The 14,471-nt window shown below is 69.9% G+C and carries 15 protein-coding genes; all 15 read right to left on the bottom strand.

Going from position 1 to position 14,471, the window contains the following annotated elements; translation table 11 throughout:
• Positions 1–57 precede the first annotated feature (57 nt).
• Positions 58–435 carry a F0F1 ATP synthase subunit epsilon gene (locus tag ACFWN1_RS25000; protein ID WP_384366052.1) on the bottom strand — a complete coding sequence of 126 codons (378 nt, stop codon included), beginning with the start codon at positions 433–435 and terminating at the stop codon, positions 58–60.
• A 114-nt stretch (positions 436–549) separates the two neighbouring features.
• The gene (gene atpD, locus ACFWN1_RS24995) at positions 550–1,986 is read right to left on the bottom strand and encodes a F0F1 ATP synthase subunit beta (protein ID WP_384366049.1); all 1,437 of its coding nucleotides are present in this window, start codon (positions 1,984–1,986) and stop codon (positions 550–552) included.
• Positions 1,987–2,904: a F0F1 ATP synthase subunit gamma gene (locus tag ACFWN1_RS24990; protein WP_384366046.1), complete on the bottom strand. Its 918-nt coding sequence runs from the start codon at positions 2,902–2,904 to the stop codon at positions 1,987–1,989. It lies immediately after the preceding gene.
• Between the two features lie 21 nt (positions 2,905–2,925).
• The gene (atpA, locus tag ACFWN1_RS24985) at positions 2,926–4,518 is read right to left on the bottom strand and encodes a F0F1 ATP synthase subunit alpha (RefSeq protein ID WP_384366043.1); all 1,593 of its coding nucleotides are present in this window, start codon (positions 4,516–4,518) and stop codon (positions 2,926–2,928) included.
• 144 nt (positions 4,519–4,662) lie between these two features.
• The gene (locus ACFWN1_RS24980; RefSeq protein WP_384366040.1) at positions 4,663–5,478 is read right to left on the bottom strand and encodes a F0F1 ATP synthase subunit delta; all 816 of its coding nucleotides are present in this window, start codon (positions 5,476–5,478) and stop codon (positions 4,663–4,665) included.
• Complete coding sequence (locus ACFWN1_RS24975; protein ID WP_217461617.1) at positions 5,475–6,020, bottom strand: F0F1 ATP synthase subunit B; 546 nt, start codon at positions 6,018–6,020, stop codon at positions 5,475–5,477. Before ACFWN1_RS24975 ends, ACFWN1_RS24980 begins: the two co-directional genes overlap by 4 nt.
• A gap of 38 nt (positions 6,021–6,058) precedes the next feature.
• Positions 6,059–6,307: an ATP synthase subunit C gene (locus ACFWN1_RS24970; RefSeq protein WP_010357477.1), complete on the bottom strand. Its 249-nt coding sequence runs from the start codon at positions 6,305–6,307 to the stop codon at positions 6,059–6,061.
• 76 nt (positions 6,308–6,383) lie between these two features.
• Positions 6,384–7,220 carry a F0F1 ATP synthase subunit A gene (gene atpB / locus ACFWN1_RS24965; RefSeq protein WP_384366035.1) on the bottom strand — a complete coding sequence of 279 codons (837 nt, stop codon included), beginning with the start codon at positions 7,218–7,220 and terminating at the stop codon, positions 6,384–6,386.
• A 210-nt stretch (positions 7,221–7,430) separates the two neighbouring features.
• Positions 7,431–7,871, bottom strand: a complete 441-nt coding sequence (locus tag ACFWN1_RS24960; protein ID WP_384366032.1) for a hypothetical protein — start codon at positions 7,869–7,871, stop codon at positions 7,431–7,433.
• 301 nt (positions 7,872–8,172) lie between these two features.
• Positions 8,173–9,504 carry an MraY family glycosyltransferase gene (locus ACFWN1_RS24955; RefSeq protein WP_384366029.1) on the bottom strand — a complete coding sequence of 444 codons (1,332 nt, stop codon included), beginning with the start codon at positions 9,502–9,504 and terminating at the stop codon, positions 8,173–8,175.
• Positions 9,505–9,633: 129 nt separating this feature from the next.
• Complete coding sequence (gene glyA / locus ACFWN1_RS24950; RefSeq protein ID WP_384366026.1) at positions 9,634–10,872, bottom strand: serine hydroxymethyltransferase; 1,239 nt, start codon at positions 10,870–10,872, stop codon at positions 9,634–9,636.
• Between the two features lie 120 nt (positions 10,873–10,992).
• Positions 10,993–11,652, bottom strand: a complete 660-nt coding sequence (locus tag ACFWN1_RS24945; protein WP_384366023.1) for a protein-tyrosine-phosphatase — start codon at positions 11,650–11,652, stop codon at positions 10,993–10,995.
• Positions 11,653–11,704: 52 nt separating this feature from the next.
• On the bottom strand, positions 11,705–12,352 hold the full coding sequence (locus ACFWN1_RS24940; RefSeq protein WP_086692404.1) for an L-threonylcarbamoyladenylate synthase: 648 nt from the start codon (positions 12,350–12,352) through the stop codon (positions 11,705–11,707).
• A 58-nt stretch (positions 12,353–12,410) separates the two neighbouring features.
• Entirely contained in the window at positions 12,411–13,250 is an 840-nt protein-coding gene (gene prmC / locus ACFWN1_RS24935; protein ID WP_384366055.1) for a peptide chain release factor N(5)-glutamine methyltransferase, read from the bottom strand.
• Between the two features lie 83 nt (positions 13,251–13,333).
• Positions 13,334–14,410 carry a peptide chain release factor 1 gene (gene prfA, locus ACFWN1_RS24930; protein WP_384366020.1) on the bottom strand — a complete coding sequence of 359 codons (1,077 nt, stop codon included), beginning with the start codon at positions 14,408–14,410 and terminating at the stop codon, positions 13,334–13,336.
• Positions 14,411–14,471 lie beyond the last annotated feature (61 nt).

The following is a 14,471-nucleotide window of genomic DNA, read 5'->3' as shown; positions in this document are numbered from 1 at the left end:
GCACCGGAATGATCCGGGCCGGCCGCGGCTGATCGATGGGTCATCGTGCGCGGTGGATCAGCGCGCGGCGGTCGCCGCCCGCAGACGGACGTCGGCGCGACGCTGGGCGTCCTCGTCGTCCTCCGCCTTCGCCTGCTCCAGCTCGCGCTCGGCGCGCTGGACGTCGATCTCCTCCGCCAGCTCGGCGATCTCCGCCAGCAGCGACAGCTTGTTGTCGGCGAACGAGATGAAACCGCCGTGCACCGCGGCGACGACGGTTCCGCCGTCGCTGGTACGGATGGTCACCGGGCCCGACTGCAGCACACCGAGCAGCGGCTGGTGACCGGGCATGACGCCGATGTCGCCGGACGTGGTGCGCGCGACGACCAGGGTGGCCTCGCCGGACCAGACCTGGCGGTCGGCGGCGACCAGCTCGACGTGCAGCTCAGCAGCCAAGGTTGGCTCCTCGGATCACCACCCGGCGGTTGTGCCGGGTGTTGGGGTCGATTCTAGGGGGCTTGACCTGGAGGGGCGGGACCTGCCCGCCCCTCCGGGCCGAAGGCGCGGGGGTCAGGAGACGCCCAGCTCCTTCGCGTTCTGCTTCAGGTCCTCGATGCCACCGCACATGAAGAACGCCTGCTCCGGGAAGTGGTCGTACTCACCGTCGCAGATCGAGTTGAACGCGGCGATGGTCTCGTCCACCGGGACGTCCGAACCGTCCACGCCGGTGAACTGCTTGGCGACGTGGGTGTTCTGGGACAGGAAGCGCTCCACCCGACGGGCACGGTGGACGACGAGCTTGTCCTCCTCGCCCAGCTCGTCGATACCGAGGATCGCGATGATGTCCTGGAGGTCCTTGTACTTCTGCAGGATGTTCTTGACGCGCATGGCGCAGTCGTAGTGCTCCTGCGCGATGTACCGCGGGTCCAGGATGCGGGACGTGGAGTCCAGCGGGTCCACAGCCGGGTAGATGCCCTTCTCCGAGATCGGACGGGAGAGCACCGTCGTCGCGTCGAGGTGGGCGAACGTGGTGGCCGGGGCCGGGTCGGTCAGGTCGTCCGCGGGGACGTAGATCGCCTGCATGGAGGTGATCGAGTGACCGCGCGTCGAGGTGATGCGCTCCTGGAGGAGGCCCATCTCGTCGGCCAGGTTCGGCTGGTAACCCACGGCGGACGGCATACGGCCGAGCAGCGTGGAGACCTCGGAACCGGCCTGCGTGAAGCGGAAGATGTTGTCGATGAAGAACAGCACGTCCTGCTTCTGGACGTCACGGAAGTACTCGGCCATGGTGAGGCCGGCCAGCGCGACGCGCAGACGGGTGCCCGGCGGCTCGTCCATCTGACCGAAGACCAGGGCGGTCTTGTCGATGACGCCCGACTCGGTCATCTCCGCGATGAGGTCGTTGCCCTCACGCGTGCGCTCACCGACACCGGCGAACACGGAGACACCGTCGTGGTTGTTGGCGACGCGGTAGATCATCTCCTGGATGAGCACCGTCTTGCCGACACCGGCACCGCCGAACAGGCCGATCTTGCCGCCCTTGACGTACGGGGTGAGCAGGTCGATGACCTTGACGCCCGTCTCGAACATCTCGGTCTTCGACTCGAGCTCGTCGAAGTTCGGGGCCTTGCGGTGGATCGGCCAGCGCTCGCCGGTGTGCTTCTCGTCGACGTTCAGCACCTCACCGAGGGTGTTGAACACCTTGCCCTTGGTGAAGTCGCCGACCGGGACGGAGATGGCGTCGCCGCTGTCCGTCACCACGGACTGGCGGACCAGACCGTCGGTGGGCTGCATGGAGATGGTGCGGACCAGGCCGCCGCCCAGGTGCTGGGCGACCTCCAGGGTCAGCGTCTTCCTCTCACCGTCGTGCGCCGGGTCGGCGACCTCGACGGTCAGAGCGTTGTAGATGTCCGGCATCGCGTCGACGGGGAACTCCACGTCGACGACCGGGCCGATGACGCGGGCGACGCGACCCGTGGCCGCCGCGGTCTCAACAGTGGTGGTCATTTATCGGTCACTCCCCGCGGTCGCGTCGGCCAGGGCGCTGGCGCCACCGACGATCTCGCTGATTTCCTGGGTGATTTCGGCCTGGCGGGCCGCGTTGGCAAGACGGGAGAGCGTGTTGATCAGGTCTCCCGCGTTGTCGGTGGCCGACTTCATCGCGCGCCGCGTGGCGGCGTGCTTCGAAGCGGCCGACTGGAGCATCGCGTTGTAGATACGGCTCTCCACGTACCGCGGCAGGAGGGCGTCGAGGACGTCCTCCGCCGAGGGCTCGAAGTCGTACAGCGGGAGGATCTCGCCGTCGCCGGCCTTCTCCTCCGCGACCTCGTCGAGGCTGAGCGGCAGCAGTCGCTCGGCGACCGCCGTCTGCGTCATCATCGACACGAACTCCGTGAAGACGATGTGGAGTTCGTCCACGCCGCCGTCCGCCTCGGGCGTCTCGACGGCCTCGATCAGGGGCGCCGCGACCTTCTTGGCGTCCCCGTACGTGGGCTCGTCGGTGAAGCCCGTCCACGACTCCGTGATCTTGCGCTCACGGAAGTTGTAGTGCGCGACACCGCGGCGGCCGACGATGAACGTCTCCACCTGCTTGCCCTCGCGCTCGAGGCGCGCGGCCAGCTGCTCGCCCGCCTTGATGGCGTTGGAGTTGAAGGCGCCGGCCAGACCGCGGTCGCTCGAGAGGAGCAGGACCGCGGCACGGGCCGGGTTCTCGGCCTCCGTGGTGAGCGGGTGATCGGTGTTCGACCCGGTGGCGACCGCCTTGACCGCGCGGGTGAGTTCATCCGCGTACGGCTTGGAGGCCGCCACCTTGCGCTGCGCCTTGACGACACGCGAGGCGGCGATCATCTCCATCGCCTTGGTGATCTTCTTGGTCGCGGTGACGGATCGGATGCGACGCTTGTAGACCCGGAGCTGGGCTCCCATGAGTCAGGTCCCTTCCTTACGTCACTTGGCGGGAGCGGCCGAGGTGTCGTCGCCGAGGAGCTTGCCGTCCGAGGTCTCGAACTGCTTCTTGAACTCCGCGATCGCGTCACCGATGCCCTGCAGGGTGTCGTCCGACATCTTGCCGCCCTCCCGGATGGAGGTCATCAGGCCCTGGTGCCCCCGGTGCAGGAACTCCAGCAGCTCCCTGTCGAAGCGGCGGACGTCGTCGACCGGGACGTCGTCCATGCGGCCCGTACCACCGGCCCAGATCGAGATGACCTGGTCCTCGGTGGACATCGGCTGGTACTGGTTCTGCTTCAGCAGCTCGGTCATCCGCTGACCGCGGTCCAGCTGGTTCTTGGACGCCTGGTCCAGGTCGGAACCGAAGGCGGCGAACGCCTCCAGCTCACGGAACTGGGCGAGGTCCACGCGCAGTCGGCCGGAGACCTGCTTCATCGCCTTGTGCTGGGCGGAACCACCGACCCGGGAGACGGAGATACCGACGTTCAGCGCGGGACGCTGACCGGCGTTGAAGAGGTCCGACTCCAGGAAGCACTGGCCGTCGGTGATGGAGATGACGTTGGTCGGGATGAACGCCGAGACGTCGTTGGCCTTCGTCTCGACGATCGGCAGACCGGTCATCGAGCCGGCGCCCATGTCGTCGGAGAGCTTCGCGCAGCGCTCCAGCAGACGGGAGTGCAGGTAGAAGACGTCACCGGGGTACGCCTCGCGGCCCGGCGGACGGCGCAGCAGCAGGGACACGGCGCGGTAGGCGTCGGCCTGCTTCGACAGGTCGTCGAAGACGATCAGGACGTGCTTGCCCTGGTACATCCAGTGCTGGCCGATGGCGGAACCGGTGTACGGCGCCAGGTACTTGAAGCCGGCCGGGTCGGACGCCGGGGCGGCGACGATGGTCGTGTACTCCAGCGCGCCGTTCTCCTCCAGCGCGCGGCGCACGCCGGCGATGGTGGAGCCCTTCTGGCCGATGGCGACGTAGATGCAGCGGACCTGCTTGTTCGGGTCGCCGGTGCGCCAGTTGTCGCGCTGGTTGATGATCGTGTCGACGGCCAGGGCGGTCTTGCCGGTCTGGCGGTCACCGATGATGAGCTGGCGCTGGCCGCGGCCGATCGGGGTCATGGCGTCGACCGCCATGTAGCCCGTCTCCATCGGCTGGTGCACCGACTGGCGCTCCATGACCGTGGGGGCCTGCAGCTCGAGGGCGCGGCGCCCGTCGGTCTCGACCTCGCCGAGGCCGTCGATCGGCTGGCCCAGCGGGTCGACGACACGACCGAGGTAGCCGTCGCCGACGGCGACCGAGAGGACCTCTCCGGTGCGGTGCACCGGCTGGCCCTCCTCGATGCCGCTGAACTCGCCGAGAACGATGGCACCGATCTCGCGCTCCTCGAGGTTGAGGGCGAGACCGAGGGTGCCGTCCTCGAACTTCAGCAGCTCGTTGGCCATGGCCGAGGGGAGACCCTCGACCTTCGCGACGCCGTCGCCGGCGACGGTGACCGTACCGACCTCCTCGCGCGAGGCCGCGTCCGGCTTGTACGACTGGACGAAGTTCTCCAGTGCGTCCCGGATCTCCTCCGGCCGGATCGTGAGCTCCGCCATCTGGGTTCCCTGCTCTCCTTGTTGGGCCCGAAGTTTCACTTTGGGGGGATGTCTGACTCCGGACTCCCCCCTGAACGAGGTGAATCCTCTGCACGGCCCAACCCGGGCCGTAATTACGTACTGCGTGGTGCTGTCTGTTGAGTTCTAGCTCGCCATACGGCGGGCGGCGTCGTCCAGCCGGTCCGCCAGGGAGCCGTTGATGACCTCGTCACCGACCTCCACCCGGATACCGCCGATCACTTCGGGGTCCACGTCCAGGTTGAGGTGCATCCGGCGGCCGTAGAGCTTCGCCAGGGCGTCACTCAGGCGACGCTTCTGGGTCTCGCTCAGCGGCACCGCCGAGGTGACGGTCGCCACCAGCCGGTCCCGGCGCTCCGCGGCCAGCTTGGACAGGGACTCGAGTCCCGCCTCCAGGCTACGTCCACGCGGCTGGGAGACCAGCCGGGTGACCAGACGCTCGGTGACGGGCTCGGCCCGTCCGCCCAGCAGCCGGTGCACCAGCTCGGCATGGGCCGCGGGGCCCGCCGACCGGTCGGTCAGCGCGGCCCGCAGGGCGGGGTCGGAGGCGACGATCCGGCCGAACCGGAACAGCTCGTCCTCGACGTCGTCCAGCGTGCCGGACCTCTCCGCGGCGGTGAGGTCGGCGATGTCCGCCAGCTCCTCCAGCGCGTCCACCAGATCGCGGGACTGCGACCAGCGCGAGCGGGCCGTCCCGGCCACCAGGTCGGCGGTCGGACCGCTCACCTGTCCGCCGACCAGACGCCGCACCAGCTCGGCCTTGGCCTCGGCGGGCTGCGCCGGGTCGGTGAGGACCCGGCGGAGGCCGGCCTCGCGGTCGAGCAGCGCGGTGACGGCGGCCAGCTCGTCGGCGAGCCGCGCGGCGTCCACGGACGTGGAGTCGGTAGCTACGTCGAGACGCTCCCGTGCGGCTGCCAGGGCCTCGCGGCTCGCTCCGTTCATCGCGTGGCCTCGGCCTTCTCGTCGAGCTCGTCGAGGAAGCGGTCGATCACACGGCTCTGCCGGGCGTGGTCCTCAAGGGACTCACCGACGAGCTTGCCGGCCAGTTCGGTGGCGAGCTTGCCGACGTCCTGGCGGAGCGAGGCGGACGCGGCCTTGCGGTCGGCCGCGATCTGCGTGTGACCGGCGGCCACGATCTCCTCGCGCTGACGCTGGCCCTCGGCCCGCATCTCGGCGATGAGCGTCGCGCCCTGCTCCTGAGCCTCCTGGCGCAGCCGGGCGGCCTCGTGACGGGCCTCGGCGAGCTGCGCCTTGTACTGCTCAAGGACGCTCTGAGCCTCGGTCTGCGCGGCCTCGGCCTTCTCGATCCCGCCCTCGATCGCTTCGCGGCGCTCCTCCAGAACCTTGTTGATGTTCGGGAGGAGCTTCCAGGCGAGGAAGCCGAAGACGATGACAAAGGCGATCAGGCCGATGACGAGCTCTGGGATCGGCGGGATGAGGGGGTTCTCGGCCTCCTCAGCCGCCAGCTGAACCAGGGGGCTCATATCAGTGCCTTTCGTCTAGCTAAAGGGCGTCGGTCGGATCAGGCGCTCGGGTAGACGAACGGCATGACCAGACCGATCAGGGCGAGCGCCTCACAGAAGGCGAAGCCGAGGATCTGGTTGGCGCGGATCAGGCCGGCCGCCTCGGGCTGGCGGGCGAGCGCCTGGGTGCCGTTACCGAAGATGATGCCGACGCCGACGCCCGGGCCGATGGCGGCGAGGCCGTAACCGATGGAGCCGAGGTTGCCCTTGATCTCGACGCCGGCGGCAAGGGTCTGGAGAGCGGACATGCCGGTTCTTCCTTCTCTTTCAAGGACCGGTGGGGGATGGCCACCGGGTGTCTGGATGGGTTCAGGCGCGGGATGCTCAGTGGTGCTCGGCGAGCGCGCCCTGGATGAAGCTGCAGGTGAGGAGCACGAAGACGTACGCCTGAACAGCCTGGATGAAGAGCTCGAAGGCGGTCATCACGAGGACCATGACGAACGAGACGGCGGAGTAGGCGATGCCGATGCCGTTCAGCATGTACCAGCTGGCGATCGTGAAGAGCAGCAGCAGGGTGTGACCGGCGAACATGTTGGCGAACAGTCGCACGGCGTGCGTGAACGGCCGCACCAGCAGGTTCGAGAACAGTTCGATCGTCATCGACAGCGGGAGCACCGCGCCGAGCGACTTGTCGTAACCGGTGAAGTTCTTGAAGGCTCCGACGAAGCCCTGGCGCTTGAAGGTCAGACCGACCCAGAGCACGTAGACGATCGCGGCCAGGACGGCCGGGTACGAGATGATCGCCGTCACCGGGAACTGGGCGACCGGGACGATCGACCAGAGGTTCATCATCCAGACGAAGAAGAACAGCGAGACGACCAGAGGTACGTACTTCTCGCCCTCCTTCTTGCCGATCGTCTCGTAGACGACGCCGCGCCGGATGAAGTCGTAGCCGGACTCGGCGATCATCTGGAGCTTGCCGGGGACGACCTTCGGGCGGGCGAAGGCGGCCCAGAAGAAGGCCACGACGACGACGGAGCCGATCAGCGCCAGCAGCATCGTCTTGTTGAAGTACAGGCTGCTGTCCGCGTCGCCCAAGAGCGGCTTGAACAGGAACGAGTGCAGGCCCGGAGCCGGGAAGCCGCACCCGGAGAACAGGTGGCAGCTCGTGTCGAAAGCGAGCGTCTGCGTCGGCTCAGCACTCACCGCGGGCTCCTTCATCGTGGCGCATGGGTACGGCAACCTCGTTGTGTCGGCGCGGCGTACGGCCGCGGTTCGGCACGGGACTGGTGTTACGGATGTGAGGGCGGCTGGGGGGCATCTCGCCTCGCAGTGGAACAGGCGTCAGCTCGGATGCCCGCGCCCGCGATGCCGCAGTTGGCACCGGACGATAGCAGGATCTTCCCCGCGCCCTTATCCCGGCCCTACCCCTCACGACGAACGGTCCGTCTTCTCGGACTTGACGTCCTTCGACGGAGCCTCGGGATCGACGTAGAGGATCTTGGCCTTCAGGTGGGCACGCGCCTGGGCGGCGATCCACGTGAGGGTGGCCACCACCAGAACGACCGCGAAGGCACGGGGGTTGAACAGAGTCGTGTTCTTGAACAGGCCCACGAAGATGACCAGCAGCAGGAGTTGGGCCGCGTACAGCAGCAGGCCCATCATCTGGAACAGCTGCGGGAACGACCTGGCGGTGCGCTGGAGGACGTAGAGCCCGATCCCCATGAAGAGAACGACGACCAGTGTGCCCACGACGGCCCCGATCGCACCCTTGCCACCGGCGACCACACCGCTGACGACGGCGGCGATCGCACCGACGGCAGCAGTTGGCACGGCGGTCTGGGCAAGAATCCGGGCGTCATTGGACGGCATGGCGGCAACTCCGCTTTCACAGGGGGCAGGTGTCGTCATGGACGAGCGTAGTCCCGGACCGGGTGATCGTTACCGCGCACCAAGGGGCCGTCGCACGAGGGTCCTTCGGTTCTGTCCGGGGTTCTCGTGAACCGTATCACAAACTATTTGATGAGGTCTTTACCTGCCGAGTGTGCCTGCTGTCACACAGGAGAGTGATGGTGCGCGTCTACGTCGGAGCCGCGCCCAGTTGTCTGGTATTGGGGGGTTTTACCCCCCTCCCGCTCCCCCACGGCTCCCCCATGAATGGGCAATGCTCTCGTCAGATTCTTACCTTGCCGCCCTTGGCGGACCGCGGGCGGGCACCGATCGCGGTGGCCCCGTTGACGCCCGGCACGGACGAGACGGGGGCCGGCTCCACGGGGGCGGAAGCGTCCTCCTCGGCCTCCGCCGGGGACTCGGCGCCGGCCTCCGCCGGTGGCGCCCCGTACCTCCGGTAGCGGGGCGGTACGAAGCGCTCGGCCCAGCGGGGGGCGCGGGGGGTGAAGCGGGGCAGGAGCAGCATCACCAGGCCGACGGCGCTGAGGAAGACGACCCCGAGCACGATCCACATCGAGGCTGAGTTCACCGAGTACGCGAGCGCCCCGAAACCGATCAGCGCGGACCAGAAGTACATGATCAGCACGGCCCGGCTGTGCGAGTGGCCGACCTCCAGCAGACGGTGGTGCAGATGCCCGCGGTCGGCGGCGAACGGGGACTGGCCGCGCCAGGTGCGGCGGACGATGGCGAGGACCAGGTCGGCGGCCGGGATCGCGATGATCGTCAGCGGCATCAGCAGCGGGATGTAGACCGGCACCATCTGGTGCACCGCGCTGCGCTCGGAGCCGGAGAACAGCTCCATCACGTCCGGGTCGATCTGCCCCGTGGCCGACACCGCGCCGGCGGCCAGCACCAGGCCGATGAGCATGGAGCCGGAGTCGCCCATGAAGATGCGCGCCGGATGCATGTTGTGCGGCAGGAAGCCCAGGCACATGCCCATCAGGATCGCCGCGAAGAGCGTCGCCGGAGCGGCCGCCTCGATGTTGTAGCCGAACCAGATCCGGTACGCGTACATGAAGAACGCGCCCGCCGCGATGCACACCATGCCGGCCGCGAGACCGTCCAGGCCGTCCACGAAGTTGACCGCGTTGATCGTGATGACCACCAGCGCCACCGTCAGCAGGGTGCCCTGCCACTGGGTCACCGCGACGGTGCCGAAGCCCGGCACCGGCAGCCACAGGATCGTCAGACCCTGCACCACCATCACACCGGCGGCGATCATCTGGCCGCCCAGCTTGATCAGGGCGTCGATCTCGAACTTGTCGTCCAGCACGCCGATCAGCCAGATCAGCGCGGCCCCGGACAGCAGCGCCCGCGGCTCGTTGGACTTCTCGAAGACCTCGCTGAGGTTCTCCATGTGGTCCGCGACGAGCAGGCCCGCGCACAGTCCGAAGAACATGGCGATACCGCCGAGCCGCGGAGTGGGCTCCCGGTGCACGTCCCGTGCCCGGATCTCCGGCATCGCTCCCGCCACGATCGCGAATTTCCGCACCGGCCCCGTCAGCAGGTAGGTCACCGCGGCCGTGATGAGAAGCGTCAGCAGGTATTCACGCACGGGCATCCCCACAGATCTCGCCGGCCATCACAGCCCCTCACCCTAGCGAGGGACCGGTGATGGTGAGGACTTCCGGGTGGCGCCGGCGGTTGCGGCCCCGGTACCGCGTACTTTTGCGCCGGCCCCGTCTCACTCCGGGTACGGCGGGAAATCGGCGGTCAGCGCGCGCACCTCGGCCCGTGCCGCGGCCGGGTCGCGCCCGCCGCCGACCACGCCGACCAGCAGCGCGGCGATCCGGGCCATGGCCGGCTCCCCCATGCCCTGGGTGGTCACCGCGGCCGTGCCGAGCCGGAGCGCCCGGCCGCCGGTGTGCGCAAGCGCACAGCAGTCCAGCACCAGACCGGCGGCCGCGAGCCGGCCGCGCGCGGTGCGGCCGTCCGTGCCGAGCGGGGCGGGGTCGGCGACTATGAGGTTGGTGTCGGTGCCGCCGGTGGAAACCGCGAACCCGGCGGCGGCCAGGTGTCCGGCGAGCGCCCGCGCGTTGGCGACCGTCTGCCGGGCGTAGGCCGCGAACGCGGGGGTGGCCGCCTCGCCGAACGCGACGGCCTTCGCGGCGACGCTGTTCATCAGCGCGCCGCCCTGGGTGAACGGGAAGACGGCGCGGTCGACCCGCCGGGCCAGGCCGGCCCCGCACAGGACCATTCCGCCGCGCGGTCCGCGCAGCGTCTTGTGGGTGGTCGCGCACACCAGGTCGGCCCACGGCACCGGGCTCGGCGCCGCTCCCCCGGCGACCAGCCCGGCGGAGTGGGCCAGGGTGACGATCAGATAGGCCCCGGCCTCGTCGGCGACCTCGCGGAAGAAGGCGTGGTCGAGGTGGCGGGGGTAGGCGATGGAGCCGCACACGATGGCCTTGGGCCGGTGCTCGCGGGCCAGCCGGCGCACCTCGTCGTGGTCGATGAGCCCGGTCTCCGGGTCCAGCCCGTAGGCGACGAAGTCGAACCAGCGGCCGGAGAAGTTCGCGGGCGAGCCGTGGGTGAGGTGGCCGCCGTCGTCGAGGCCGAGGGCGAGGACGGTGTCACCGGGGCGCAGCACGGCGGCGTAGGCGGCCAGGATGGCCGAGGAACCGGTGTTGGGCTGGACGTTGGCGTGCTCGGCGCCGAACAGCTCCGCGGCCCGCTCGACGGCGATGCGTTCGGCGGTGTCGGCCAGCGCGCAGCCGCCGTGGTGCCGGGCGCCGGGGTAGCCCTCCGCGTACTTGTTGGCCAGCGCGGAGCCGAGGGTGGCGAGCACGGCGGGCGAGGCGAAGTTCTCGGCCGCGCTCAGCTGGAGGGTCGTCGACTGCCGGTCCAGCTCGCCGCGCAGGATCTCGGCCAGCTCGGGGTCCTGCCGGATGAGGGCGTCCGCTTCCAGCACGGGTGTGACCGACATGACGGGCTCCGGACGTCGACGGTGACATGGGGCGAGGCCCCAGGTCTCCAATGTAGGCCGTGCCGGGGGCGGACGCTCGGCCGCCGGGCCCGTCCCGCCCGTGCCGGAGCCCGGCACGCGTCACATGCGGGCGGGTACGCCCGTCAGCGCGGTGACGACCGGGTCGAGGGCGTCGCGTATCTCGTCGCCGATGGACCGGAAGAAGGGCAGCGGGGCCCCGTAGGGGTCGTACACCTCGTCCGCCTCGGCGGTGGGGGCGAGCAGCCAGCCGCGCAGCGCGGCGGCCGCGCGGACCAGGGCGCGGGCGCGCAGCACCACGCCGTCCTCCAGGGGCGGCAGGGTGGCCGGGTCTATCGCGCGGACCAGGCGGGTGAACTCCTTCAGCGTGAAGGTGCGCAGGCCCGCCGAGTGGCCCATGGAGATGACCTGGGCGCGGTGGTCGCGGGTGGCGGTCAGCACCAGGTCGGCCATGATGACGTGCTCGTCCAGCAGCTCCCGGCCGGTGAACCCGGCGGCGTCCGCGCCGAACTCGGAGAGCACGGTCTCCGCGTTCTCCTCCATCCGGGCACCCTCGTGACCCCAGGTGCCGGCGCTCTCCACGATCAGGCCGCCGCCGAGCACGCCGAGCCGTTCCGCCACGAAGTGCCGGGTCAGCCGCTCGGTGATGGGTGAGCGGCAGACGTTGCCGGTGCTGACGTGGAGGATGCGGAAGGTGTCGCGCGGGAACCCGAACGTGGTGGTCTGCTCCGCCGGGCGGTCCGCGCCGCCTATGGCGCGCATGGGGTGCCCCCCTGCTCGGGCGGGACGGCGCGGTCGTGCGGTCCGGGGGCCGTCAATTCGCCACCTCGAGGTCGGGTACGACCTTCCGCAGCTCCTCCGGGGAGATCGCGCCCTGGCGCAGCAGCAGCGGCACCGGGCCGGAGACGTCCACGATGGACGAGGGCACGTTGCCGGGGGTGGGGCCGCCGTCCAGGTAGACGGAGACGGAGTCGCCGAGCATGCGCTGGGCGTCGTCGCAGGTCTCCGGGGCGGGGTGACCGGTGAGGTTTCCGGAGGAGACGGCCATCGGGCCGACCTCGGTGAGCAGCTCGATGGCGACCGGGTGCAGCGGCATGCGCACCGCGACCGTGCCACGGGTGTCGCCGAGATCCCACTGCAGGGACGGCTGGTGGCGGGCGACCAGGGTGAGCGCGCCGGGCCAGAAAGCGTCGACGAGCTCCCAGGCAAGCTCGGAGAAGTCGGTGACCAGGCCGTGCAGGGTGTTCGGGGAGCCGATGAGCACGGGGGTGGGCATGTTGCGGCCCCGGCCCTTGGCGGCGAGCAGGTCGGCGACGGCTTCCGAGGAGAACGCGTCGGCGCCGATGCCGTAGACCGTGTCGGTCGGCAGCACCACCAGTTCGCCCCGGCGGACGGCGGCGGCGGCCTCGCGCAGGCCCGTGACGCGGTCGGTGGCGTCATTGGTGTCGTATCGCCGTGCCATGTCTAGCGGGCCTCCTCGTACGCGTAACTCTGGTGGGGGTGCTGCTTCCGGGTGCTGCTCACAGCGTCGCCCTGCGGGCCGTGGCGAACCGGGGGCGGTTGTTGAGGTCGGGGTGGTCGGCCGCGTCGGCCCAGCCCCGCTCCTCGGTGAAGATCCACGGCACCTGGCCGCCCTGGGTGTCGGCGTGCTCGATGACGACGACCCCGCCGGGGCGCAGCAGCCGGTGCGCGGTGCGCTCGATGCCCCGGATCAGGTCGAGCCCGTCCTCGCCGGAGAACAGGGCCAGCCCGGGGTCGTAGTCGCGGGCCTCGGGGGCGACGTACTCCCACTCGGTGAGCGGGATGTACGGCGGGTTGGAGATGACCAGGTCGACCTGGCCGTCCAGGTCCGGGAAGGCGGACAGGGCGTCGCCCTGGCGCAGGTCGACACGGGAGCCCTCGACGTTCTTACGGGTCCACCGGAGCGCGTCCTCGGACAGCTCGACCGCGTGCACCCGCGAGCGCGGCACCTCCTGGGCGAGGGCGAGCGCGATGGCGCCGGAGCCGGTGCACAGGTCGACGATGCTGGGCTCGACGACGTCCATGGCGCGTACCGCGTCTATCGCCCAGCCGACCACCGACTCGGTCTCCGGCCGGGGCACGAAGACACCGGGGCCGACCTGGAGCTCCAGATAGCGGAAGTAGGCCCGCCCGGTGATGTGCTGGAGCGGCTCGCGCTGCTCGCGGCGGGCGATGACCTCCCAGTACCGGGCGTCGAAGTCGGAGTCCTTCACCGTGTGCAGGGCGCCGCGCTTGACGCCGTGCACGAACGCGGCCAGCTCCTCGGCGTCGGTGCGCGGGGAGGGAACTCCGGCGTCGGCCAGCCGCTGGGTGGCCCGGGCCACCTCCGCGAGCAGCACGCTGCGGGGGCTCGGGGGTCGCCCCCCGAAGTCTTGCTGCACGCTTCTCCTCCGGTCCTCGTACGTGGTCCTGCCTGGCGTTCTTACGCGCTCGCGAGCTTCGCCGCCGAGTCGGCGTCGACGCACGCCTGGATCAGCGCGCTCAGCTCGCCGTCCAGCACCTGGTCCAAGTTGTACGCCTTGAAGCCCACGCGGTGGTCGGAGATGCGGTTCTCCGGGAAGTTGTACGTGCGGATCTTCTCGGAGCGGTCCACGGTGCGCACCTGGCTGCGGCGGGCGTCGGCGGCCTCGGCCTCGGCCTTCTCCTGGGCGGCGGCCAGCAGCCGGGACCGCAGGATGCGCATGGCCTGCTCCTTGTTCTGGAGCTGGCTCTTCTCGTTCTGGCAGGAGGCGACCACACCGGTGGGCAGGTGGGTGATGCGCACGGCGGAGTCGGTGGTGTTGACCGACTGGCCGCCGGGGCCGGAGGAGCGGTAGACGTCGATGCGCAGGTCGTTCGCGTTGATCTCGACGTCGACCTCCTCGGCCTCGGGGGTGACGAGCACGCCGGCGGCGGAGGTGTGGATGCGGCCCTGGGACTCGGTGGCGGGCACCCGCTGCACCCGGTGCACCCCGCCCTCGTACTTCAGCCGGGCCCACACGCCCTGGCCGGGCTCGGTGGCGCCCTGGCCGCCCTTGGTCTTCACGGCGACCTGGACGTCCTTGTAGCCGCCCAGCTCGGACTCGGTGGCGTCGATGATCTCGGTCTTCCAGCCGACCCGCTCGGCGTAGCGCAGGTACATGCGCAGGAGGTCACCGGCGAACAGGGCGGACTCGTCGCCGCCCGCACCGGCCTTGATCTCCAGGATGACGTCCTTGTCGTCGCTCGGGTCGCGCGGGACCAGCAGCAGGCGGAGCTTCTCGGTGAGCTGCTCGCGCTGCTTCTCCAGGTCCTTGACCTCGGCGGCGAAGTCGGGGTCGTCGGCCGCCAGTTCGCGCGCGGTCCCGATGTCGTCCCCGGTCTGCTTCCAGGAGCGGTAGGTGCCGACGATCGGGGTCAGCTCGGCGTAGCGCTTGTTCAGCTTGCGCGCGTTGGCCTGGTCGGCGTGCACCGACGGGTCGGCGAGCTTGCTCTCCAGATCGGCGTGCTCGGCGACGAGTTCCTCGACGGCCTCGAACATCTTTCGGCTCCTGTGCTGCGGGTGAAGGACTGGCGGGCGACCAAAAACGCCGGTCCCAGGG

Origin of the sequence: Streptomyces sp. NPDC058459 (assembly GCF_042721685.1) — a bacterium.
In the GTDB taxonomy this organism is placed as follows: domain Bacteria; phylum Actinomycetota; class Actinomycetes; order Streptomycetales; family Streptomycetaceae; genus Streptomyces.
Note: the sequence above shows the minus strand (reverse complement) of the source record. Positions and strands in the feature narration are given on the sequence as shown.